We start from the raw sequence: 20,920 nt of genomic DNA, 5'->3' as shown, positions 1-20,920 counted from the left end.
CTGTTTCAGATCATTTACGCCTTCGCATTGCGAGGTGAGAGTCGCTGTCTATACTCGGGTTGGAATGGAGTTAGCTGATGACGCCCGACTGCATATGCAGCAAGGCCCGGTGCTCAAGTTCGTAGTCTGATGCAGCCGCTCCCTTGCCGCAGGTGAAAGCCGGCGGGATAACAAGAACGATAAGGGGAACCCGCAATGATGCGACATCCACATGTCTGGATGGGCCTCCTGTTGTGGTCGATTTTCAGTCAGGCGCAAGCGGCCTGGACTGTGAATATGGCGCCTGGAGCGACTGAAATCAGTCACGCAGTATTCGACCTGCACATGATCATTTTCTGGATCTGTGTGGTGATCGGCATCATCGTATTTGGTGCCATGTTCTGGTCGATGATTCTCCACCGCCGCTCGACCGGGCAGGTGGCCGCCAAATTTCATGAAAGTACCACCGTCGAAATCCTCTGGACCATCGTGCCCTTCCTGATCCTGGTGGCCATGGCGGTTCCCGCTACCGCGACCCTGATCAAGATGTACGACGCCAGCGAGCCGGAAATCGATATCCAGATCACCGGCTACCAGTGGAAGTGGCACTACAAATACCTGGGCCAGGACGTCGAGTTCTTCAGCAACCTGACCACCCCACAGGATCAGATCCACAACAAGGAAACCAAGGGCGAGCACTACCTGCTCGAAGTCGACAAGCCATTGGTGCTGCCGGTCGGTGCCAAAGTGCGCTTCCTGGTGACCTCCGCCGACGTGATCCACTCCTGGTGGGTGCCGGCTTTCGCGGTCAAGCGCGATGCGATTCCCGGGTTCGTCAATGAAGCCTGGACCCGCGTCGACAAGCCCGGCATCTACCGTGGCCAGTGTGCCGAGTTGTGCGGCAAGGATCACGGCTTCATGCCGACCGTGGTCGAGGTCAAGGAAAAGGCCGATTACGAAAAATGGCTGGCCGATCGCAAGACCGAGGCCGCGCAGCTCAAAGAGCTGACCAGCAAGGAATGGACCCTCGACGAGCTCAAGGATCGCGGCGACAAGATCTATCACACCACCTGCGTGGCCTGTCACCAGGCCGAAGGCCAGGGCCTGCCGCCGATGTTCCCGGCGCTCAAGGGCTCGAAGATCGCCACCGGGCCCAAAGAGGCTCACCTGAGCATTGTCTTCCACGGCAAGCCTGGCACCGCCATGGCCGCGTTCGGCAAACAACTCTCGGAAGTCGATATCGCAGCGGTCGTGACCTATGAGCGTAACGCCTGGGGCAACAACAAGGGCGACATGGTCACGCCTAAAGAAGTGCTGGAGCTGAAACAGGCGGAAAGCAAATGACCCGGTCTATTGCGCACGTAAGGAACCGGTCGGGGCTACACACCCTGGCCTGCCCAGCCCATCTGTTTGCAGGAGACAGGACATGACTGCTGTAATCGATGAACATGTTCATACCGCCACCGACCACGCCCACGGCCCCGCCAAAGGCCTGATGCGCTGGGTGCTGACCACCAACCACAAGGACATCGGTACGCTGTACCTGTGGTTTGCGTTCTGCATGTTCCTGCTTGGCGGTTCGTTCGCGATGGTGATTCGCGCCGAGCTGTTTCAGCCGGGGCTGCAGATCGTCCAGCCGGAATTCTTCAACCAGATGACCACCATGCACGGTCTGGTGATGGTATTCGGTGCGGTGATGCCGGCCTTCGTCGGCCTCGCCAACTGGATGATCCCACTGATGATCGGCGCGCCGGACATGGCCCTGCCGCGCATGAACAACTTCAGCTTCTGGCTGTTGCCGGCGGCGTTCCTGCTGCTGGTGTCGACCCTGTTCACCCCCGGTGGCGGGCCGAACTTCGGCTGGACGTTCTACGCACCGCTGTCGACCACCTACGCCCCGGAAAGCGTGACCTTCTTCATCTTCGCCATCCACTTGATGGGGATCAGTTCGATCATGGGCGCGATCAACGTGATCGCCACCATCCTCAACCTGCGCGCCCCCGGCATGACGCTGATGAAAATGCCGTTGTTCGTCTGGACTTGGCTGATCACCGCGTTCCTGCTGATCGCGGTGATGCCGGTACTGGCCGGTTGCGTGACGATGATGCTGATGGACATCCACTTCGGCACCAGTTTCTTCAGTGCCGCCGGTGGCGGAGACCCGGTGCTGTTCCAGCATGTGTTCTGGTTCTTCGGTCACCCCGAGGTGTACATCATGATCCTGCCGGCGTTCGGCGCCGTCAGCTCGATCATTCCGGCCTTTTCGCGCAAGCCGTTGTTCGGCTACACCTCGATGGTCTACGCCACGGCGAGTATCGCGTTCCTGTCGTTCATCGTCTGGGCGCACCACATGTTCGTGGTCGGCATTCCGTTGGTGGGCGAGCTGTTCTTCATGTACGCCACGCTGCTGATCGCGGTGCCTACCGGTGTGAAGGTGTTCAACTGGGCCAGCACCATGTGGCAGGGCTCGCTGACGTTCGAGACGCCGATGCTGTTTGCCGTGGCGTTCGTGATCCTGTTCTCCATCGGCGGTTTCTCCGGGTTGATGCTGGCCATCGCCCCGGCAGACTTCCAGTACCAGGACACCTACTTCGTGGTCGCGCACTTCCACTATGTGCTGGTGCCGGGGGCGATCTTCGGGATCTTCGCCTCGGCCTACTACTGGATGCCGAAATGGACCGGCCACATGTACGACGAAACCCTCGGCAAGCTGCATTTCTGGCTGTCGTTCATCGGCATGAACCTGGCCTTCTTCCCTATGCACTTCGTGGGACTGGCGGGCATGCCGCGACGGATTCCGGACTACAACCTGCAGTTCGCTGACTTCAACATGGTGTCGTCGATCGGCGCATTCATGTTCGGCGCCACGCAGATCTTCTTCCTGTTCATCGTGATCAAGACCATTCGCGGCGGCCCGCCAGCACCAGCCAAACCGTGGGACGGGGCTGAAGGTCTGGAGTGGAGCATTCCGTCGCCGGCGCCGTATCACACCTTCACCACGCCGCCGGAAGTGAAATGAACATCACTTCTGTGAGCACAAGTCAAACCTTTGTGGCGAGGGGGCTTGCCCCCGTTCGGCTGCGCAGCAGTCGCAAAACCAGCCCATGCGGTCTACCTGGTGTAACCAGATTGCAGATATTGGGGCTGCTTCGCAGCCGAACGGGGGCACGCCCCCTCGCCACAGGTCCGTGTTCATGTCTGGCAGGGCTTGTTGAGGATTGGAATCATGGCTGACTCGATTTCAATGAAGAAACTGGTCACGCGCCTGCTGACCGTGGTGGTGGCAATGTTTGTCTTCGGCTTTGCCCTGGTGCCGATCTACGACGTGATGTGCAAGGCCTTCGGCATTAATGGCAAGACTGGCGGGCAGTACGAGGGTGAGCAGACGGTCGACACCTCGCGGCAGGTGCGCGTGCAGTTTCTGTCGACCAACACCGCTGACATGCCCTGGGACTTCTATCCCAAGGGCGAGGAACTGGTGGCCCATCCGGGGGCGGTGAACGAAATGATCTTCATCGCTCACAACCCCACCGATAAGCCGATGAGTGCCCAGGCCGTGCCGAGCATTGCGCCGAGCACCGCGGCGGCGTACTTCCACAAGACCGAATGCTTCTGCTTTACCCAGCAAGTGCTGCAGCCCGGTCAACGGATCGAGATGCCGGTACGTTTCATCGTTGACCGTGACATGCCCAAGGATGTGAAGCACCTGACGCTGTCTTATACGCTGTTCGATATCACCGCCCGACATCCACCGGTAGCTGTAAACACTGGCGGCTGAGCGTGCCCGATAAGGAGAACAATAAATGGCAACTCATGAACATTATTACGTTCCCGCCCAGAGCAAATGGCCGATCATCGCCACGCTCGGCATGGTCACCACCGTGTACGGCCTGGCTACCTGGTTCAACGATCTGAAAGCGGCGCGTCCGGAGTCCCATGGGCCGCTGATCTTTTTCGTCGGCGGGCTGTTGGTGGCCTACATGCTGTTCGGCTGGTTCGGTACGGTGATCAAGGAAAGTCGCGGCGGCTTGTACAGTGCACAGATGGATCGTTCGTTCCGCTGGGGCATGAGCTGGTTCATTTTCTCGGAGGTGATGTTCTTCATCGCCTTTTTTGGCGCGCTGTTCTATGTCCGTCACATCTCCGGGCCGGCGCTCGGCGGTGAAGGCGCCAAAGGCATCGCGCACATGCTGTGGCCGAACTTCCAGTTCACCTGGCCGCTGCTGAGCAACCCCGACTCGAAACTGTTTCCACCGCCCAAGGAAGTCATCAGCCCCTGGGGCCTGCCGCTGCTCAACACCGTGTTGCTGGTGAGTTCCAGCGTGACCGTGACCATCGCCCACCATGCCTTGAAAAAGGGCCATCGCGGCGCACTGAAACTCTGGCTGGCGCTCACCGTATTGCTCGGTTGTGCGTTCCTCACCTTCCAGGCCGAAGAGTACATGCACGCCTACCATGAACTGGGCCTGACCCTGGGTTCGGGTATCTACGGCGCGACCTTCTTCATGCTCACCGGGTTCCACGGCGCCCACGTCACCATCGGCACCATCATCCTGTTCGTGATGCTGGTGCGGATCATGCGCGGGCACTTCGACAACGAGCACCAGTTCGGTTTCGAAGCGGCGAGCTGGTACTGGCACTTCGTGGATGTGGTGTGGATCGGGCTGTTTGTTTTCGTCTATGTGCTCTGAGGCTGTGAACTTTTAGTTACCAGGGGGCATGTGAAACCAGCTGGCCGCTGAAAAAACCCCAGGTGATCAGACCCAGGGTAATGGCGGCCAGAGTGACACGCACACTCAAGGCAATGACGAGGCGGTTTGAGCGGCTGTCGTCCTTGACCAGAAAAAACAGGCCGCTGAACAGGCTGACAACCGTGGCAATCAGCATCAGGACGATGGCTGCTTTGAGCATGGTGAGACTCCGGGGGGATAAGCGATGCACTTGAGTATAGCTATCGCGATGACCGACTTTCTGGCGATGCCATGAAACGCTTTCGGCCGGGTATCGTGCCAACGCTGGTGGTGGCGCTGTTGCTGCCGCTGCTGGTGTCCCTGGGGTTCTGGCAATTGAGCCGGGGCGCGGAGAAAAGCGCGCTGCTGCAAAACTACGCCGAGCGCCGGGCCGCTGAGCCGATGGCCAGCACCGAACTGCAACACACGACAGACCCGGCCTTCCGTCGGGTTCACCTGTACGGCCGGTTCGATGCCGAACACAGCCTGCTGCTGGATAACAGTCAACGCAACGGCAGGGTCGGCGTCGAGCTGTTGCAGCCATTTCACGATCAGGCCAGCGGGCTTTGGCTGTTGGTCAATCGCGGCTGGTTGCCTTGGCCGGAGCGCCGCACACCACCGCAATTCAAGACACCTGGCGAAGCAGTCAGCCTCGACGCATGGGTCTACGTCTCCCCCGGGGCGACGTTCCAATTGCACGCAGACCCCACAACGTTGACATGGCCGAAGCTGATTACGGCCGTTGAGCCAGACAAACTCTGGACAGCACTGAGCCGCGAAGGCTTTGCCTACGAACTGCGCGCCGAAACCGGCCCCGCCACCTATCAGGCCGACTGGCCGGTAGTCGCCATGGGTCCTGAAAAACACATCGCTTATGCCGTGCAGTGGTTCGCCATGGCGATCGCCCTGTTCGGTCTTTATCTCTATCTCGGCTGGCACAACGCAAAGGAGAAACACCATGGGAGCGGCCATGAATCCACCCAGCATGTCTGAGGCGAAACCGTCGGTGAACCGGCGCAAGGGCCGTATGCAACTGCTGCTGATCCTGCTCGGGGTGATCGGTCCGATGATCCTCGCCACCGGCATGTACAAGCTGAATTTCTGGGTGCCCGAGGGCCGCAGTTATCACGGCGAACTGATCGGCAACGGTCAGACCCGCGCGGACATCGGCGTGCAGGCCCAGGAAGATCGCTGGCAGTTACTGGTGACCGCGCCTAAGGATTGCGCGGTGGATTGTCAGCAACTGGTGTATCTGGCGCGGCAAATCCAGATCGGCCTGGGCCGCGATGCATCCCGCGCCAGCCATGCATTGGCCGCCGCGCAGACGCTGAACAGCGATTACGAGACTAAACTTCAACGCGAGTACCCGCAGTTGCAACGCTATTCACTGGACTTGCCTGCCTACACAAAAGGCGCCCAGAGCAATGACGCGCCGCACCTGTGGATCATCGACCCCCACGGCAATCTTGTGCTGCGCTACGACCCGTCGGTGAAGGGCAAGGACCTGCTCAACGATCTGCGCCACCTGTTGAAACTGTCGAACATCGGATAAGGGCATCGTCATGGCCAAACCTGGATTTCGCCTCGCGTTGTTTGCCACCTTGCTGGCACTGATTGTGGTGTTGCTCGGCGCCTACACCCGCCTCACCCACGCCGGCCTCGGCTGCCCGGACTGGCCTGGTTGCTACGGCTTCATCAGCGTGCCGAAAAGCGAAGCCCAGCTGGCCCATGCCGAATTGCATTTCCCGGACGCTCCGGTCGAGGCCCACAAGGGCTGGAACGAGATGGTCCACCGCTACTTCGCCGGCACGCTGGGGCTGTTGATCGCGGTGTTGGCCGGTCGTTCGTGGATGCATCGCCGCCATCCCGGACAGCCGGTGAAGCTGCCGTTGTTTCTGTTGGCGGTGGTATTTGGCCAGGCCGCGTTCGGCATGTGGACGGTAACGCTCAAGCTCTGGCCGCAGGTGGTTACCGGGCATTTGCTGGGCGGCTTCGCGACCTTGAGCCTATTGTTTCTGCTGACCTTGCGCCTGTCCGGCGTACTGCCGGCGCTGACCGTGCCACGACGTTTGCAGCACTGGGCGACGGCGGGGCTGTTGCTGGTGATCGGGCAAATCGCTCTCGGCGGCTGGGTCAGTTCCAACTATGCCGCGGTGGCCTGTATCGACTTCCCGACCTGCCACGGCCAGTGGTTGCCAGCGGCGGACTTCGCCAATGGTTTTCACCTGACCCAGCACATCGGTCCGAACTACCTCGGCGGGCAACTGGACAGCGACGCCCGTACGGCCATTCACCTGACCCATCGCATCGGCGCGTTGCTGGTCACCCTGGTATTGCTCGGTCTGGCGTGGCAACTGAAGGCAGTTGGCATGACGCGCCTGGCAGGCCTGGTGCTGATCGCCCTCGGCGCACAAATCACCCTGGGCATCAGCAACGTGCTGTTTCATCTGCCGTTGCCGGTGGCCGTCGCGCATAACGCGGGCGGCGCGGCGCTGTTGCTGACCATGGTACTGGTCAATTACCACGCCCGAACCAGCCTGGTCCGGGTCAAGCAAGCGCGCTGGCACTTCAGCCCGCGTAAACATTCAGCCGGGCCCATAACAATAAAAGGAGAGATGCCATGGCGATTCTGATCGGCGAACGTCCCAGTCAGGCGATCTGGCGTGACTACCTGGAGCTGACCAAACCCAAGGTCGTGGTGCTGATGCTCATCACTTCACTGGTGGGGATGTTCCTCGCGACCCGCGCCGGGGTGCCGTGGACGGTGCTGATTTTCGGCAACCTGGGCATCGCCCTGTGTGCCGGCGGTGCGGCGGCGGTCAATCATGTGGTGGACCGGCGTATCGACGCGGTGATGGCGCGCACCCACAAACGGCCGCTCGCCGAAGGCCGGGTTTCGCCAACCGCCGCGCTGACGTTCGCACTGGTATTGGCGGTCCTCGGACAAGCCATGCTGCTGGCGTTCACCAACCCGCTGACCGCGTGGCTGACCCTTGCCTCGTTGCTCGGCTACGCGGTGGTCTACACCGGATTCCTCAAGCGCGCGACCCCGCAGAACATCGTCATCGGTGGTCTGGCCGGTGCCGCACCGCCGTTGCTCGGCTGGACTGCCGCCACCGGTCATGTCAGCGCCGAGCCACTGCTGCTGGTGCTGATCATATTCGCCTGGACCCCGCCGCACTTCTGGGCGCTGGCGATCCATCGCAAGGAGGAATACGCCAAGGCCGACATACCGATGCTGCCGGTCACCCATGGCGAACACTACACCAAGATTCACATCCTGCTTTATACCTTCGCATTGCTTGCCGTCAGCCTGATGCCTTATGTGATCCACATGAGCGGCACGCTCTACCTGGTCTGCGCGCTCGGACTGGGTGCGCGGTTTCTGCAATGGGCCGTGGTGCTGTACCGTGGCACTCGGCCGCACGCGGCGATCAACACGTTCAAGTACTCTATTTACTACTTGTTCCTGCTGTTTATCGCCCTGCTCGTAGACCACTACCTACTGTTGAACCTATGACTCGAACCCAGAAAACCGTCTTCATACTCGTCGCCCTGGTCGCCCTGATCCTGGGCCTGACCGTCAACAAGGTGCTGTCCGGGAAAAACCAGGGCGATCCGACGGCGCTGATCGACGCTGGCATCATCTTGTTGCCGCAGAGCCGGAATCTGCCGGACGTGATGATGACCAACCAGGATGGCCAGCCGGTCGCGATCAATGAATTGAAAGGCAAGTGGAGCTTGCTGTTCTTCGGCTACACCTTCTGCCCGGACATCTGCCCGACCACCCTCGCCCAGTTGCGGCAGATCAAGAGCGAGTTGCCACCCGAGGCTGTGGATAAATTGCAAATCGTGCTGGTCAGTATCGACCCCAATCGCGATACGCCCAAGCAGCTCAAGCAGTATCTGGGCTATTTCGATCCGCAGTTTGTTGGCCTGACCCCGGCGTCGACCGATGAGCTGCAAACGATCGCCAACGCGGTGAGCATTCCATTCATTCCGGCGGACACCAGCAAGCCGAACTACACCGTTGACCACAGCGGTAACCTTGCGGTGATCGGGCCGGACGGCACCCAGCGCGGGTTCATTCGGGCGCCGTTGAACAATGCGAAGCTGGTGGCGCAGTTGCCGGTGATGCTCAAGCGCAACTGAAAGCACCACCAAACCCTGTGGGGGCTGTGTTTCAGGCACAAAAAAAGGGCGCATTCGATGCGCCCTTTTTTCGTTGCAGCAGTTCGATCAGAACGCCGGCACCACCGCGCCTTTGTACTTCTCGAGAATGAAGGCCTTCACTTCCGGGCTGTGCAGGGCAGCGACCAGTTTCTTCATCGCTTCGCTGTCCTTGTCGTCCGGGCGAGCCACCAGAATGTTCACGTAAGGCGAGTCGCTGCCTTCGATGAACAGCGCGTCCTTGGCCGGATCAAGCTTGGCTTCCAGCGCGTAGTTGGTGTTGATCAGCGCCAGGTCGACCTGGGTCAGCACGCGCGGGATGGTCGCGGCTTCCAGTTCGCGGATTTTCAGGTCCTTGGTGTTCTCGGTGATGTCCTTGACGGTCGACAGGATGTTGTTCGAATCCTTCAACTTGATCAGGCCGGCCTTGGCCATCAGCAGCAGCGCACGGCCGCCGTTGGTGGCGTCGTTCGGGATCACCACGTTGGCACCGCCAGGCAGTTCGGCAATGGTCTTGTACTTGCTGGAGTAAGCGCCCAGGGGCTCCAGGTGCACGCCGGTTACGGAAACCAGGTGGGTGCCCTTGGCCTTGTTGAACTCATCCAGGTACGGCTGGTGCTGGAAGAAGTTGGCATCCAGGCGTTTTTCCGCGACCTGCACGTTCGGCTGGATGTAGTCGGTGAATACCTTGACCTTCAGGTCCACGCCTTCTTTGGCCAGGGTCGGCTTCACGAATTCGAGGATCTCGGCGTGTGGCACTGGAGTGGCCGCAACGGTCAGGGTTTCAGCGTGAGCAGAGAACGCGGCAACGGCCGCGAAGGCCACGAGTAGTTTTTTCATTCAGCTAACTCCTTGTGCGGCGCCGGTTACCGGCGCCTGCCAGCGAATGGCCGGCTCATGTCTTTATTTACGGGAGAAATGCACAACCAATTTGTCGCCAACGGTTTGCAGTACCTGGACCAGTACCAGCAGCAACACCACGGTCACCACCATCACATCGGTCTGGAAACGCTGGTAGCCGAAGCGGATCGCCAGGTCACCCAGACCACCGGCACCCACGACACCGGCCATCGCCGTGTAGGACACCAGTGTAATGGCTGTCACCGTAATCGCCGCGAAGATGCCCGGGCGAGCCTCCGGCAGCAAGGCATTGGTGATGATCTGTCGCGTGGTCGCGCCCATGGCCTGGGTCGCTTCGATGATGCCGCGATCCACTTCACGCAGGGCGGTTTCCACCAGGCGGGCGAAGAACGGCGTGGCACCCACCACTAGCGGCGGGATCGCACCGGCGACACCCAGGGACGTACCGGTGATCAACACGGTGAACGGAATCATCACGATCAACAGGATGATGAACGGCAGCGAACGCAGGATGTTCACCATCAGCGACAACATCGCGTAGACGCCTTTGGCTTCCAGCAACTGGCGCGGGCTGCACAGGAACAGCAGCACGCCCAGCGGCAAGCCGAGCAGCACGGTGAACAACAGCGAACCGCCGAGCATCAGCAGGGTGTCGCCGGTGGCCAGCCAGATTTCGAACCAGTCGATATTGGCGAAGAAACTTGTCAGGGCTTCCATTAGCGCAGCACCTCCATGTGGACGTCGGCTGCGGTGAAGCGGGCAAAGGCCGCTTCCATGTCACCGCCGGTCACGGCCAGGGTCAGTTGCCCGTAAGGGATGTCTTTGATGCGGTCGATACGACCGGCCAGGATGCTGTAGTCCACGCCGGTTTCCCGGGCGACAGTGCCCAGCAGAGGCGCGTAGGTCGCTTCGCCCTGGAAGGTCAGACGCAGGATGCGCCCCGGGACGTGAGCGAAGTCGTCACGCTGTTCGCTTTCGTCGATCTGCTCGTCTTCCTGCACGAAGCGCTTGGTGGTCGGGTGCTTCGGATGCAGGAACACTTCGGCCACCGAGCCTTGCTCGACGATCACGCCGGCGTCCATCACGGCTACCTGGTCGCAGACCCGGCGGATCACGTCCATCTCGTGGGTGATCAAGACGATGGTCAGTTTCAGCTCGCGGTTGATCTCGGCCAGCAATTGCAAGACCGATGCGGTGGTTTGCGGGTCGAGGGCGCTGGTGGCTTCATCGCACAGCAGGATTTTCGGCTTGGTCGCCAGCGCACGGGCAATGCCGACACGCTGCTTCTGTCCGCCAGACAATTGCGCCGGGTATTTCTTGGCGTGGTCGGACAAACCGACCCGCGCCAGCAACTCGGCCACGCGAGAATCGATCTCGCTGCGCGACAGTTCGCCGGCCAGGGTCAGCGGCAGCGCCACGTTGTCAGCGACAGTCTTGGAGGCCAGCAGGTTGAAGTGCTGGAAAATCATCCCGACCTGCTGACGGAAGCGGCGCAGGCCGTTGGCGTCGAGAGCGGTGACTTCTTCACCGTCGACAATGATCTTGCCGCCGCTGGAATTTTCCAGGCGATTGATCAGACGCAGCAGGGTACTTTTTCCTGCGCCGGAATGACCGATCAAGCCGTAAACCTGCCCGTTCTCAATCGTCAGACTGGTCGGATGCAGGGCGGGGATTTCCTTACCGGCGACGCGGTAGGTTTTATGGACGTTTTGAAACTCGATCACGTAGCGAACCTTGTGGGGCGCGTTAGAAAAGGATCAGCGGTTAGCCGGGCGCGCATTTTAGCCTGTCCGTATAGAGGTTCTTAGCATTTATTTCGCATTTGTCCTGTCATTTGGCAATAACGCGATCAAAGGTCAGGAAAAAGGAACGGCTGAAGAAGCTCGCCCAAAGCCGAAGGCAATTTCGACCTGGTGGGCAGCATCGGTTTTGGGACAGGGAGGCGAAGGCCAAGGTGATTCCGGCCTGAGAGTTTTTTTGCCAGATAGGACGCCTTCGCGGGCAAGCCCGCGAAGCTTTTCAGGGTTTCCGAGGGCTAAGAACCATCTGCGCCGGAACACTGCGCAAAATCTGCCGCTCCAGCTTCAGATCAAACTCGGGATCGAGCTTCTTCACTCGTTTGGTCAGCAAGTTAGCCAGCCAAGGGTAATCGTTGGTACGCGGAGCCTGAATGCTCACGTCGCACTGAAAGTTCACCACATCGGCGGCGATGGCATCCAGTTGGCGACGCAGTTTGCCCATATCGTTGATATTCAGCACGACCGTGGTGCTTTCAGCCGTCAGGTCGATAACCTTGGCTTTTGGCCTGGCTTCGGCAGCCTTGAGGGCGGCTTCGGCTTTTTCCAGCTCGGCCTTGCGTGCCTGGGCAATCGAGCCGTTGACTCCGCCGGTCAGTGCCGGAGCCTTGGGCATCAGCGCGCGGGCACGGCTCAAGGCGGTCGCGGCGGCATCCACATCACCCTTTTGCAGCACGATCTGGCTGCGACGCAGATAGGCTTCGGCCAACTGCCGCTGATATTGCTCAAGGGACGCATCGTTGGGCGATTCGGCCTGCAAGGCTGCCAATTGGTCCTCGGCGGTGGCCAGTTCATCGCTGGCGATGTTTTGTTCCAGCTGCACGATGGCCGTGGCCCGTGCATCGGCGGCCTTGGTGGCTTCCGATGGCGTGCTTTGGCAGGCGCCCAGCAGCAAAGAAAATGCGACAAGGAGCAGATAACGGGAGGCGAACGACTTCATTCCTGCGACTCTCTATTTGCGCAAAAAACGAGCAAGTCTACACCCCTCGACGGGGCAGAACAAAACTCAGCAGAAATAGCGCGGCGGCCGTCACCACAATCGACGGGCCGGCCGGGGTGTCCTTGAACCATGACAGCGCCAGCCCGCCACACACGGCGAGTATGCCCAGCAGGCTCGCGCCCAGTGCCATCTGTTCTGGCGAGCGGGCGTGACGTTGTGCCGCAGCCGCCGGGATGATCAGCAACGAAGTGATCAGCAATACCCCGACAATTTTCATCGCCACGGCAATCACTACGGCGATCAACAGCATCAGGGCCAGGCGCAATCCCGCCACCGGCAGGCCTTCGACCCTGGCCAGTTCTTCATGCACCGTGATCGCCAGCAGTGGGCGCCACAACGCAACCAGCAAGAGCAGTACCGCAGCGCTACCGCCGAGGATCCAGGCCAGATCGGTCGGGCTGATCGCCAGCAGGTCGCCGAACAGATAAGCCATAAGGTCGATCCGCACTTCGTGCATGAAGCTTAGTACCACCAGGCCCAGAGAGAGCGTGCTGGGTGCGAGAATTCCCAAAAGCGTGTCGGATGCCAGTGGCTGGCGTTGTTGCAAGGTCACCAGCATCACCGCCAACAGCAAGCAGCCAACGGTGACGGCAACGGTCGGGCTGACATCCAGCAGGAAGCCCAGGGCCACGCCGAGCAATGCCGCGTGGGACAGGGTGTCGCCGAAATAGGCCATGCGCCGCCAGACCACGAAAGACCCCAGCGGGCCTGCGACGACGGCCAGGGCCAGGCCTGCAAGCAGGGCGTAGAGCAGAAAATCAGCCATGCTTGCAGCTATCTCCGTGAACATGGGGTTGACCCGACGCGGGCGCCTTGACCACCGAACCATGCAAGTCGTGGGCGTGGTCGTGATGGTGGTGATAAATCGCCAGGCTTTGTGCGTTTTTTCCGAACAGCTCGACGAATGCCGGATCGCCGCTGACCTGCTCGGGATGGCCGGAACAGCAGACGTGACGATTGAGGCAAACCACCTGATCGGTGGTGCTCATCACCAGGTGCAAATCGTGGGAGACCATCAGCACGCCGCAACCGTGACGGTCACGCAGGCGGGTGATCAGGCTGTACAGCTCAGCCTGGCCGGCCACGTCGACACCCTGTACCGGTTCGTCGAGTACCAGCAGTTCCGGTTCGCGCAACAAGGCTCGGGCCAGCAACACACGTTGCATTTCGCCACCGGAAACGCTTTGCACCGGGCTGTCGATCACCTGTTCGGCACCGACTTCCTTGAGTGCCGCCAAGGCCATCGCACGGTCCACGCCCGGCACCAGGCGCAAGAAACGCAGGACCGACAGCGGGAGGGTTGGATCGACATGAAGTTTTTGCGGCATGTAACCGACCCGCAGTTTCGGCTTGCGCCAGACGCTGCCGCGGTCTGGTTTCAACAGGCCGAGCACGGCACGCACCAGGGTGGTTTTGCCGGCGCCGTTGGGGCCGATCAGGGTAACGATCTGCCCCGGCTCGACGCTCAGCTCGATGTTGTCCAGCACCGATTGCCCGGCGAACGTGACGGCAACCTGCTCAAGACGGATCAGCGCGTTGCTCATCAAGCCCCCTGACAACCCGAGCAGAGACCGACCACTTCGACAGTCTGGCCTTCGACCACAAACCCGACATCCCTGGCGCTGGCGATGATCGCGTCGCTGATGGATCTTTGCTCAAGTTCGATCGCGGCGTGGCACATACGGCAGATCAGGAACTGACCCTGGTGAGCATGTTCCGGGTGATTGCAGCCGATGAAGGCGTTGAGCGAAGAAATCCGATGGACCAGGCCGTTTTCCAGCAGGAAATCCAGCGCGCGGTACACTGTCGGCGGCGCGGCACGGCGACCGTCCTGCTCGCTGAGGACCGCGAGAATGTCGTAGGCACCCAAGGGCTTGTGGCTTTGCCACACCAGTTCCAGTACTCGCCGACGCAACGCGGTCAGGCGCAGGCCTTGACGTGCGCACAGGACATCGGCCTCGGACAAAGCGCTGTGAACGCAATGTGAGTGGTCGTGGGGACGGCTGGCGATCGGTGTTTTTAGCATGAGCGGCGACGAGTTTTGTGAGAGACGTTATTATGTTACCCGTTCTCGCCTCTTCGAGTGGTCATCGTGTCCCGACTTTTTTTTGTTTTTGTCGCATTTATCGCAAGTTTTCTGCTGATCGGTTCAGCGCAGGCCGAGGTCAAGGTCCTTACCAGCATCAAGCCTCTGCAGTTGATCGCCGCGGCGGTGCAGGACGGCGTGGCGATCCCCGAGGTTTTGCTGCCGCCGGGGGCCTCACCGCATAACTATGCGTTGCGCCCTTCCGACGTACGCAAGGTGCAATCGGTGGACCTTCTGTACTGGATCGGCCCGGACATGGAAGGCTTCCTGCCACGGGTGCTCAATGGTCGTACGTTGCCCAACGTCGCCGTGCAGGATTTGCCGGGCATGAAACTGCGCCGCTTTGCCGAAGATAGCCACTCCCACGCCGAAGAAGCCGACGAACATGACCACGATCACCGTCCGGGCAGCCTCGATGCGCACCTGTGGCTGTCGCCGGTCAACGCCCGGGTCATCGCCACGAAAATGGCCGCTGACCTGAGTGCCGCCGATCCTGACAATGCCGCGCGCTATCAGAGCAATCTGAAAGCCTTTGACGAGCGTCTCGATGCGTTGGATGCGCGCCTGAAGAAACGCCTGGCCGATGTTCAGGGCAAGCCCTACTTCGTGTTCCACGAAGCCTTCGACTACTTCGAAGACGCCTACGGCCTCAAGCACGTGGGTGTGTTCAGCGTCGCGGCCGAAGTGCAGCCCGGTGCCCAGCATGTCGCGGCAATGCGCGCGCGGTTGCAGGAAGTCGGCAAGACTTGCGTGTTCAGCGAACCGCCGCTACGGCCGCGCCTGGCGGAAACCCTGGTGGCGGGCTTGCCGGTGAAGCTGGCTGAACTGGATGCGCTGGGCGGGTACACGCCGGCGACTGCTCAGGGCTATGAGCAGGTGTTGGAGAAGCTGGGGAATGATCTGGCGGGGTGCCTGGAGTCGTTGTAACCGACACCAGACCCTGTGGGAGCGAGCAAGCTCGCTCCCACAGGTCAAAGCCTTTAAAGGGCGAAAGGCAATGGCGTATTGACCGTCTGCCGCTGCGCCAGGCGCAACTGGAACTCCATCGGATCGTGAATCAGCACATCCTGCCCGGCGAACGACTCCGCCGCGATCAGGCGTGACAACCAGAACCGTACGCAAGCCACCCGCAGCATGGTCGACCACAACTCGGCTTCGGCCGCGGTGAACGGTCGCAAGGCCGCGTAAGCGCCCAGCAAGGCCCGCGCTCGCGGTCCATCGATCACGCCATCGTCGTTCGAGCACCAGTCGTTCAAGGCAATCGCCACGTCGTAGAGCATCGGCCCGGAGCAGGCGTTGTAGAAGTCGATCAGCCCGGTCAGGTGCGTGCCTTCGAACATCGCGTTGTCGCGGAACAGGTCGGCGTGAATGTTCGCCCGTGGCAGTGCCAGGATTTTTCCTTTCTGCCGGGTGATTTCTTCCAGCGCCCGCTGCAGCAGGTCTTTCTGTTCGGCACCGAGGTGCGACAAAAACTGCGTGCCCTCTTCCAGCATCCAGTCCAGGCCACGATCGGTTTTGCGCTTGATCATGTTGGCCTGGGTCGCCAGGTGCAGATGGCCGAGCAACTCACCGACCTGCGCACAATGTTGCGCGTTGGCTTGCTTGATGTGCTTGCCGGCCAGACGCGGTTGCAGCAGCGCAGGTTTACCCGCCAGTTCGCGCAGGGCCACGCCGTCGGTGGTGCGCAAGGCGTAAGGCACCGGCAAGTTCGCGCCGTGCAGCACGTCGAGCAGTTCGATGAAGAACGGCATTTCCTGAACCGGGCCGCGCTCGATCAGGGTCAGGACAAATTCGCCCTGCTCCAGGCTGATAAAGAAATTGGTGTTTTCGCTACCGGCGGCAATCCCCTGGAAATCAAGCAGGCGGCCGAGGCCATAAGGGGCGAGAAAAGCTTCCAGCTCGGGCCGAGCCAGGGGGGTGAACACAGACATGTTTAAACTGCCAGTACGGGCGCCGCTGTTGAGCCAGCGCCGATTAAAGTTAAGGACGACTTACCACTTAAAAATTTCCCACGCCGGAATCAGCATATCCGGGTAATCCGAGCGAATGAAGTTACCGTCCGACCCATCGGCGCGCACGAGAAAATACGGCTTGCCGCCTTTGGGCGTGACTTTGATCGCATACAGGAAGCCGTTTTGGCGGTATTCCTGAATGAGCTTGTCCCCTTCCGTGCGGATCGTGACATCCGGGTCTGCCGAAGGGGCGTCATCCGCCGCCATGACGGCCAAAGGTGTGATAGCAAACAAGCCAGCCAGCAACAGGCGATTTAGTGTGCGCATGATAACCTTGTCCCTTTGTCGTCAACGGTCCCGCTATTCTAGCGCCGGACCCGCCGAAAAGGTTGATCCTGCTCATGAGCCAAGCCCCCCTCGTCCTGGTGGACGGTTCTTCTTACCTGTACCGCGCCTTTCACGCGCTGCCGCCGCTGACCACGTCCAAAGGCCTGCCGACCGGCGCGGTCAAGGGCGTCTTGAACATGCTCAAGAGCCTGCGCAAGCAATATCCGGATAGTCCGTTCGCCGTGGTGTTCGACGCCAAGGGTGGGACTTTTCGCGATGACATGTACGCCGAATACAAGGCCAACCGTCCGAGCATGCCCGACGACATGCGCGTGCAGATCGAGCCGCTGCACCAGAGCGTGATCGCCCTGGGCTTTCCGCTGCTGTGCGTCGAGGGCGTCGAGGCCGATGACGTGATCGGCACCCTGGCCCGCAGCAGCGCGGCTGCGGATCGTCCGGTGATTATTTCCACCGGTGACAAGGACATGGCGCAACTGGTCGACGGTCACATTACCTTGGTCAACACCATGACCGGTAGCAGCATGGACGTGGAGGGCGTGAAGGAGAAATTCGGCGTCGCTCCGGAGCAGATCATCGATTATCTGGCGCTCATGGGCGATTCTTCCGACAACATTCCGGGTGTTCCAGGCATCGGCCCGAAGACGGCTTCCGGCCTGCTGGTCGGTGTGAACGGCGGTCTGACCGAACTCTATGCGCAGCTCGACATCGTGCCGACCCTGCCGATTCGCGGCGCCAAGACCCTGCCGGCCAAGCTCGAAGAGCACAAGGAAATGGCCTTCCTCTCCTATCAACTGGCGACCATCAAGGTCGATGTACCGCTGGACGTTGGGCTCGACGACTTGCAAATGGGCGCGGAAGATCCGGCCAAACTCTACGAGCTGTACACCCTGCTGGAGTTCAAGAGCTGGCTGAACGACCTTGATCGCGACGCCAAACGCCTGGAACTGAGCGCTGCCGCCGAGCCTGCACCGGCCGCCGATCTGTTCAGCGAACCAGAGGCCGAAGCACCGGCCGCCGCTGCTGAAGCCGCCTATGAAACCATCCTCGATCAGGCGCGGTTCGATGCCTGGCTGGAAAAACTGAACAACGCCAAGCTGTTTGCCTTCGACACCGAAACAACCGGCATCGATGCGCAGCAGGCGCAACTGGTGGGCCTGTCGTTCGCCGTTCAGGCTAACGAAGCGGCCTACATCCCGTTGACCCATTCCTACATTGGTGTGCCGCAGCAGCTGGATCGTGACACGGTCCTGCGCGCGCTCAAGCCGATTCTGGAAGACCCGGCCAAGCTCAAGGTCGGCCAGCACGCCAAGTTCGACATGAACATCCTGGCCAATTGCGCCATCGGCGGCGATCAGGACAACGGCATTACCGTGCGTGGCATCGCCTTCGACACCATGCTTGAGTCCTACGTACTGAACTCCACGGCCACCCGCCATGACATGGACAGCCTGGCGCAGAAGTATCTGGACCACACCACGGTGAGTTTCCAGGACATCGCCGGCAAAGGCGTGAAGCAGCTGACGTTCGATCAGATCGCCTTGGAGCAGGCCGGGCCTTACGCCGCCGAAGATGCGGATATCACCCTGCGCCTGCACCAGACCCTGTTCGAAAAGCTCTCGGCCATTCCAAGCCTGGCCAGCGTGCTGACCGACATCGAGATCCCGTTGGTACCGGTATTGGCGCGTATCGAACGCCAGGGCGCATTCGTCGACGCCGCCTTGCTGGGCGTGCAAAGTATTGAACTGGGCGACAAGATGGTGGCGCTGGAGCGTGAAGCCTTCGAGATTGCCGGTGAGGAATTCAACCTCGGTTCGCCCAAGCAACTTGGCGTGATCCTTTACGAGAAGCTCGGCCTGCCGGTGTTGAAGAAAACCGCCAAGGGCCAGCCATCCACTGCCGAAGAAGTGCTGGCCAAACTGGCAGAAGACGACTATCGATTGCCGAAAGTGCTCATGGAATACCGCTCTATGAGCAAGCTGAAAAGTACTTACACCGATCGTCTTCCGGAGCAGATCAACCCGCGTACCGGGCGGATCCATACCTCGTATCACCAGGCGGTGGCGTCCACCGGGCGGCTGTCCTCCAGCGATCCGAACCTGCAGAACATCCCGGTGCGTACCGCCGAAGGGCGTCGCATCCGCCAGGCGTTCGTGGCCCCGACCGGCTACAAGCTGCTGGCGGCGGACTATTCGCAGATCGAACTGCGGATCATGGCGCACCTGTCACGGGATGAAGGGCTGATGAACGCCTTCCGCCACAATCTGGACGTACACACTGCGACCGCCGCCGAGGTGTTCAAGGTCGAACTGGCCGACGTGACCTCCAACCAGCGCCGCAGCGCCAAGGCGATCAACTTCGGTCTGATCTACGGCATGGGCGCGCAGAAGCTCGGCAAGGACATCGGCGTCGACACCAAGACCGCCAAGGCCTACATCGATACCTACTTTGCCCGGTACCCCGGCGTTCGCCAGTACATGGACCGCACGCGCGCCCAGGCCGCCGAGCAAGGTTATGTCGAGACGTTCTTCGGCCGTCGCCTGTACCTGCCGGACATCAACTCCAACAAGCCGCAAGAGCGCGCCGCCGCCGAACGCACGGCGATCAACGCACCGATGCAAGGCACTGCCGCGGACATCATCAAGAAAGCCATGGTCGCGGTGGATAACTGGCTGGCCGCGTCGGGCCTCGACGCCAAAGTCATTTTGCAGGTGCACGATGAACTGGTGCTCGAGGTACGTGAAGACCTGGTCGACCTGGTTCGCGATGAAATTCGCGTGCACATGAGCGAGGCGGCGAAACTGGATGTGCCGTTACTGGTCGAAGTGGGTGTTGGAAACAACTGGGATGAGGCTCACTGAGCCTTCTTGTAGGAGCGAGCTTGCTCGCGATGGAGTGTCAGACACATCGATTGCGACTGAAATTCCATCGCGAGCAGGCTCGCTCCTACAGAAAATTGTCGTGTTCTGCTGCGGCAGAGTGCCGCGGCAGAAGGGCGCAAAAAACAGCTTAGTCCGGAGGGCGATCAGAGTTATTTCAAAGCTATTTGAAAAAAATCTGAACTAATCTTGCACACCACCACTCAGAGTTACTGAATGGCTGGTGAAGCCCTTCGATGCTCCTATGTTGTGTTAAGTGTTGGCAGATATCTGGACCCCGCCCTAGCGGTCTAGAGCTTGAACCCCGGAACTTCTCCCTCCCCATATGAAGCCCGGGGTTTTTTTTGCCCAAAGAAAACTGCCTGCGTGCGCCGCAGGCAGTTCTCGGCACTTACTGAGCTTCTGCTTCGGCACCCTTGTCCGCCAGTTCCATCCAGCCAGCCAGTACGGTGTAAGCATCTTCCAGGCCCATGCGTTTTGGGGCCGAGAACAGCTGAATCGTCACGAGATCGCCCCAGCCCTTGCGGATTTCCGCTTGAACCTTGAGCAGCGTGTTCTTGGCTGCGCCATAGGTCAGCTTGTCTGCTTTGGTCAGCAGAATGTGCATCGGCATGCCGGCAGCAACGGCCCAGTCGAGCATCAGCAAGTCGAAATCGGTCATCGGATGGCGGATGTCCATCATCAGGATCAGACCTTTCAAACTCTCGCGACCACCCAGATATGCCTCCAGGTGACGTTGCCAGTGTTGCTTGAGCGGGATCGGTACTTTTGCATAACCGTAGCCCGGCAGGTCGACCAGACGGCGTTCATCGTCTAGCTTGAAGAAATTCAACAGTTGCGTGCGCCCCGGCGTTTTCGAGGTGCGCGCCAGGCTGGCGTGGGTCAGGGTGTTCAAGGCACTCGACTTGCCGGCGTTGGAACGCCCGGCGAAGGCGACTTCGAAGCCCTCGTCATCCGGACATTGGTCGACTTTGGCGGCGCTGAGCATGAAGGTGGACTGTTGGCACAGACCGAGGATGGGATTCTTGAGTTGCATGGGATTTCCGATGTGGGCGGCGCCAGGAATGGGTGCGGCAAGCAGTGTCGCTTCCGTTTCAGTGACGCCAGTATATAATGCCGCAG

22 protein-coding genes are annotated in these 20,920 nt (G+C 60.5%); 11 read left to right on the top strand and 11 right to left on the bottom strand.

Going from position 1 to position 20,920, the window contains the following annotated elements:
- Positions 1–195: 195 nt before the first annotated feature.
- From coxB to KGB07_RS07735, 4 genes are all read left to right on the top strand, one after another.
- Entirely contained in the window at positions 196–1,323 is a 1,128-nt protein-coding gene (coxB, locus tag KGB07_RS07750; RefSeq protein ID WP_046042691.1) for a cytochrome c oxidase subunit II, read from the top strand.
- Between the two features lie 82 nt (positions 1,324–1,405).
- Entirely contained in the window at positions 1,406–2,998 is a 1,593-nt protein-coding gene (gene ctaD / locus KGB07_RS07745; protein ID WP_046042690.1) for a cytochrome c oxidase subunit I, read from the top strand.
- 207 nt (positions 2,999–3,205) lie between these two features.
- Positions 3,206–3,757 carry a cytochrome c oxidase assembly protein gene (locus KGB07_RS07740; RefSeq protein WP_046042689.1) on the top strand — a complete coding sequence of 184 codons (552 nt, stop codon included), beginning with the start codon at positions 3,206–3,208 and terminating at the stop codon, positions 3,755–3,757.
- Positions 3,758–3,782: 25 nt separating this feature from the next.
- A complete protein-coding gene (locus tag KGB07_RS07735; RefSeq protein WP_046042688.1) occupies positions 3,783–4,670 on the top strand; it encodes a cytochrome c oxidase subunit 3 in 888 nt (295 codons plus the stop codon).
- Positions 4,671–4,686: 16 nt separating this feature from the next.
- Here the strand turns inward: KGB07_RS07735 and KGB07_RS07730 are convergent, their stop codons facing one another.
- On the bottom strand, positions 4,687–4,890 hold the full coding sequence (locus tag KGB07_RS07730) for a twin transmembrane helix small protein (RefSeq protein WP_007969817.1): 204 nt from the start codon (positions 4,888–4,890) through the stop codon (positions 4,687–4,689).
- Positions 4,891–4,961: 71 nt separating this feature from the next.
- On the opposite strand from KGB07_RS07730, the gene KGB07_RS07725 reads away from it, so the two are divergent.
- The 5 genes from KGB07_RS07725 to KGB07_RS07705 are packed head-to-tail and all read left to right on the top strand — an operon-like array spanning position 4,962 to position 8,861.
- Complete coding sequence (locus KGB07_RS07725; RefSeq protein WP_046042687.1) at positions 4,962–5,702, top strand: SURF1 family protein; 741 nt, start codon at positions 4,962–4,964, stop codon at positions 5,700–5,702.
- Complete coding sequence (locus KGB07_RS07720; RefSeq protein ID WP_046042686.1) at positions 5,668–6,261, top strand: hypothetical protein; 594 nt, start codon at positions 5,668–5,670, stop codon at positions 6,259–6,261. The genes KGB07_RS07725 and KGB07_RS07720 overlap by 35 nt, the downstream gene beginning before the upstream one ends.
- Before the next feature lie 10 nt (positions 6,262–6,271).
- Positions 6,272–7,342, top strand: coding sequence for a COX15/CtaA family protein (locus tag KGB07_RS07715; protein WP_046042685.1), 1,071 nt, complete (start codon positions 6,272–6,274; stop codon positions 7,340–7,342).
- Positions 7,330–8,229 (top strand): heme o synthase, encoded by a 900-nt coding sequence (gene cyoE / locus KGB07_RS07710; RefSeq protein ID WP_008045805.1) that lies wholly within the window; start codon positions 7,330–7,332, stop codon positions 8,227–8,229. Before KGB07_RS07715 ends, cyoE begins: the two co-directional genes overlap by 13 nt.
- Positions 8,226–8,861 (top strand): SCO family protein, encoded by a 636-nt coding sequence (locus KGB07_RS07705; protein WP_046042684.1) that lies wholly within the window; start codon positions 8,226–8,228, stop codon positions 8,859–8,861. The genes cyoE and KGB07_RS07705 overlap by 4 nt, the downstream gene beginning before the upstream one ends.
- An 87-nt stretch (positions 8,862–8,948) precedes the next feature.
- On the opposite strand, the gene KGB07_RS07700 is transcribed toward KGB07_RS07705, so the two are convergent.
- From KGB07_RS07700 to zur, 7 genes are all read right to left on the bottom strand, one after another.
- Entirely contained in the window at positions 8,949–9,719 is a 771-nt protein-coding gene (locus KGB07_RS07700; protein ID WP_046042683.1) for a MetQ/NlpA family ABC transporter substrate-binding protein, read from the bottom strand.
- Between the two features lie 63 nt (positions 9,720–9,782).
- Positions 9,783–10,457 (bottom strand): methionine ABC transporter permease, encoded by a 675-nt coding sequence (locus KGB07_RS07695; protein ID WP_046042682.1) that lies wholly within the window; start codon positions 10,455–10,457, stop codon positions 9,783–9,785.
- Complete coding sequence (locus KGB07_RS07690) at positions 10,457–11,464, bottom strand: methionine ABC transporter ATP-binding protein (protein WP_046042681.1); 1,008 nt, start codon at positions 11,462–11,464, stop codon at positions 10,457–10,459. Before KGB07_RS07690 ends, KGB07_RS07695 begins: the two co-directional genes overlap by 1 nt.
- Before the next feature lie 295 nt (positions 11,465–11,759).
- Positions 11,760–12,476, bottom strand: a complete 717-nt coding sequence (locus KGB07_RS07685; protein WP_046042680.1) for a PA5502 family lipoprotein — start codon at positions 12,474–12,476, stop codon at positions 11,760–11,762.
- A 37-nt stretch (positions 12,477–12,513) separates the two neighbouring features.
- Complete coding sequence (znuB, locus tag KGB07_RS07680; RefSeq protein ID WP_046042679.1) at positions 12,514–13,302, bottom strand: zinc ABC transporter permease subunit ZnuB; 789 nt, start codon at positions 13,300–13,302, stop codon at positions 12,514–12,516.
- Positions 13,295–14,080, bottom strand: a complete 786-nt coding sequence (gene znuC / locus KGB07_RS07675) for a zinc ABC transporter ATP-binding protein ZnuC (protein WP_046042678.1) — start codon at positions 14,078–14,080, stop codon at positions 13,295–13,297. The genes znuB and znuC overlap by 8 nt, the downstream gene beginning before the upstream one ends.
- Positions 14,080–14,562, bottom strand: a complete 483-nt coding sequence (gene zur / locus KGB07_RS07670) for a zinc uptake transcriptional repressor Zur (protein ID WP_046042677.1) — start codon at positions 14,560–14,562, stop codon at positions 14,080–14,082. Before zur ends, znuC begins: the two co-directional genes overlap by 1 nt.
- A gap of 66 nt (positions 14,563–14,628) precedes the next feature.
- Between zur and znuA the strand changes: the two genes are divergently transcribed.
- Positions 14,629–15,549, top strand: a complete 921-nt coding sequence (gene znuA, locus KGB07_RS07665; RefSeq protein ID WP_223465132.1) for a zinc ABC transporter substrate-binding protein ZnuA — start codon at positions 14,629–14,631, stop codon at positions 15,547–15,549.
- Between the two features lie 53 nt (positions 15,550–15,602).
- Here the strand turns inward: znuA and KGB07_RS07660 are convergent, their stop codons facing one another.
- Together KGB07_RS07660 and KGB07_RS07655 are read right to left on the bottom strand one after the other, a co-directional pair.
- Positions 15,603–16,553: a homoserine kinase gene (locus tag KGB07_RS07660; protein WP_046042674.1), complete on the bottom strand. Its 951-nt coding sequence runs from the start codon at positions 16,551–16,553 to the stop codon at positions 15,603–15,605.
- Positions 16,554–16,613: 60 nt separating this feature from the next.
- On the bottom strand, positions 16,614–16,901 hold the full coding sequence (locus tag KGB07_RS07655) for a DUF2782 domain-containing protein (RefSeq protein ID WP_046042673.1): 288 nt from the start codon (positions 16,899–16,901) through the stop codon (positions 16,614–16,616).
- 74 nt (positions 16,902–16,975) lie between these two features.
- Between KGB07_RS07655 and polA the strand changes: the two genes are divergently transcribed.
- Positions 16,976–19,780, top strand: a complete 2,805-nt coding sequence (polA, locus tag KGB07_RS07650; RefSeq protein ID WP_046042672.1) for a DNA polymerase I — start codon at positions 16,976–16,978, stop codon at positions 19,778–19,780.
- A 409-nt stretch (positions 19,781–20,189) separates the two neighbouring features.
- On the opposite strand, the gene yihA is transcribed toward polA, so the two are convergent.
- Entirely contained in the window at positions 20,190–20,834 is a 645-nt protein-coding gene (yihA, locus tag KGB07_RS07645; RefSeq protein ID WP_046042671.1) for a ribosome biogenesis GTP-binding protein YihA/YsxC, read from the bottom strand.
- Positions 20,835–20,920: the final 86 nt, after the last annotated feature.

The sequence above is a fragment of the Pseudomonas sp. GL-RE-26 genome (genome assembly GCF_019956275.1).
GTDB classification, from domain to species: domain Bacteria; phylum Pseudomonadota; class Gammaproteobacteria; order Pseudomonadales; family Pseudomonadaceae; genus Aquipseudomonas; species Aquipseudomonas grandcourensis.
This window is presented reverse-complemented; position numbering and strand designations above follow the sequence as displayed.

Bases quoted from the DNA above. Each gene is read 5' to 3' on its own strand.
- coxB (WP_046042691.1), top strand. From the start codon at position 196: ATGATGCGACATCCACATGTCTGGATGGGCCTCCTGTTGTGGTCGATT.
- ctaD (WP_046042690.1), top strand. From the start codon at position 1,406: ATGACTGCTGTAATCGATGAACATGTTCATACCGCCACCGACCACGCC.
- KGB07_RS07740 (WP_046042689.1), top strand. From the start codon at position 3,206: ATGGCTGACTCGATTTCAATGAAGAAACTGGTCACGCGCCTGCTGACC.
- KGB07_RS07735 (WP_046042688.1), top strand. From the start codon at position 3,783: ATGGCAACTCATGAACATTATTACGTTCCCGCCCAGAGCAAATGGCCG.
- KGB07_RS07730 (WP_007969817.1), bottom strand. From the start codon at position 4,890: ATGCTCAAAGCAGCCATCGTCCTGATGCTGATTGCCACGGTTGTCAGC.
- KGB07_RS07725 (WP_046042687.1), top strand. From the start codon at position 4,962: ATGAAACGCTTTCGGCCGGGTATCGTGCCAACGCTGGTGGTGGCGCTG.
- KGB07_RS07720 (WP_046042686.1), top strand. From the start codon at position 5,668: ATGGGAGCGGCCATGAATCCACCCAGCATGTCTGAGGCGAAACCGTCG.
- KGB07_RS07715 (WP_046042685.1), top strand. From the start codon at position 6,272: ATGGCCAAACCTGGATTTCGCCTCGCGTTGTTTGCCACCTTGCTGGCA.
- cyoE (WP_008045805.1), top strand. From the start codon at position 7,330: ATGGCGATTCTGATCGGCGAACGTCCCAGTCAGGCGATCTGGCGTGAC.
- KGB07_RS07705 (WP_046042684.1), top strand. From the start codon at position 8,226: ATGACTCGAACCCAGAAAACCGTCTTCATACTCGTCGCCCTGGTCGCC.
- KGB07_RS07700 (WP_046042683.1), bottom strand. From the start codon at position 9,719: ATGAAAAAACTACTCGTGGCCTTCGCGGCCGTTGCCGCGTTCTCTGCT.
- KGB07_RS07695 (WP_046042682.1), bottom strand. From the start codon at position 10,457: ATGGAAGCCCTGACAAGTTTCTTCGCCAATATCGACTGGTTCGAAATC.
- KGB07_RS07685 (WP_046042680.1), bottom strand. From the start codon at position 12,476: ATGAAGTCGTTCGCCTCCCGTTATCTGCTCCTTGTCGCATTTTCTTTG.
- znuB (WP_046042679.1), bottom strand. From the start codon at position 13,302: ATGGCTGATTTTCTGCTCTACGCCCTGCTTGCAGGCCTGGCCCTGGCC.
- znuC (WP_046042678.1), bottom strand. From the start codon at position 14,080: ATGAGCAACGCGCTGATCCGTCTTGAGCAGGTTGCCGTCACGTTCGCC.
- zur (WP_046042677.1), bottom strand. From the start codon at position 14,562: ATGCTAAAAACACCGATCGCCAGCCGTCCCCACGACCACTCACATTGC.
- KGB07_RS07660 (WP_046042674.1), bottom strand. From the start codon at position 16,553: ATGTCTGTGTTCACCCCCCTGGCTCGGCCCGAGCTGGAAGCTTTTCTC.
- KGB07_RS07655 (WP_046042673.1), bottom strand. From the start codon at position 16,901: ATGCGCACACTAAATCGCCTGTTGCTGGCTGGCTTGTTTGCTATCACA.
- polA (WP_046042672.1), top strand. From the start codon at position 16,976: ATGAGCCAAGCCCCCCTCGTCCTGGTGGACGGTTCTTCTTACCTGTAC.
- yihA (WP_046042671.1), bottom strand. From the start codon at position 20,834: ATGCAACTCAAGAATCCCATCCTCGGTCTGTGCCAACAGTCCACCTTC.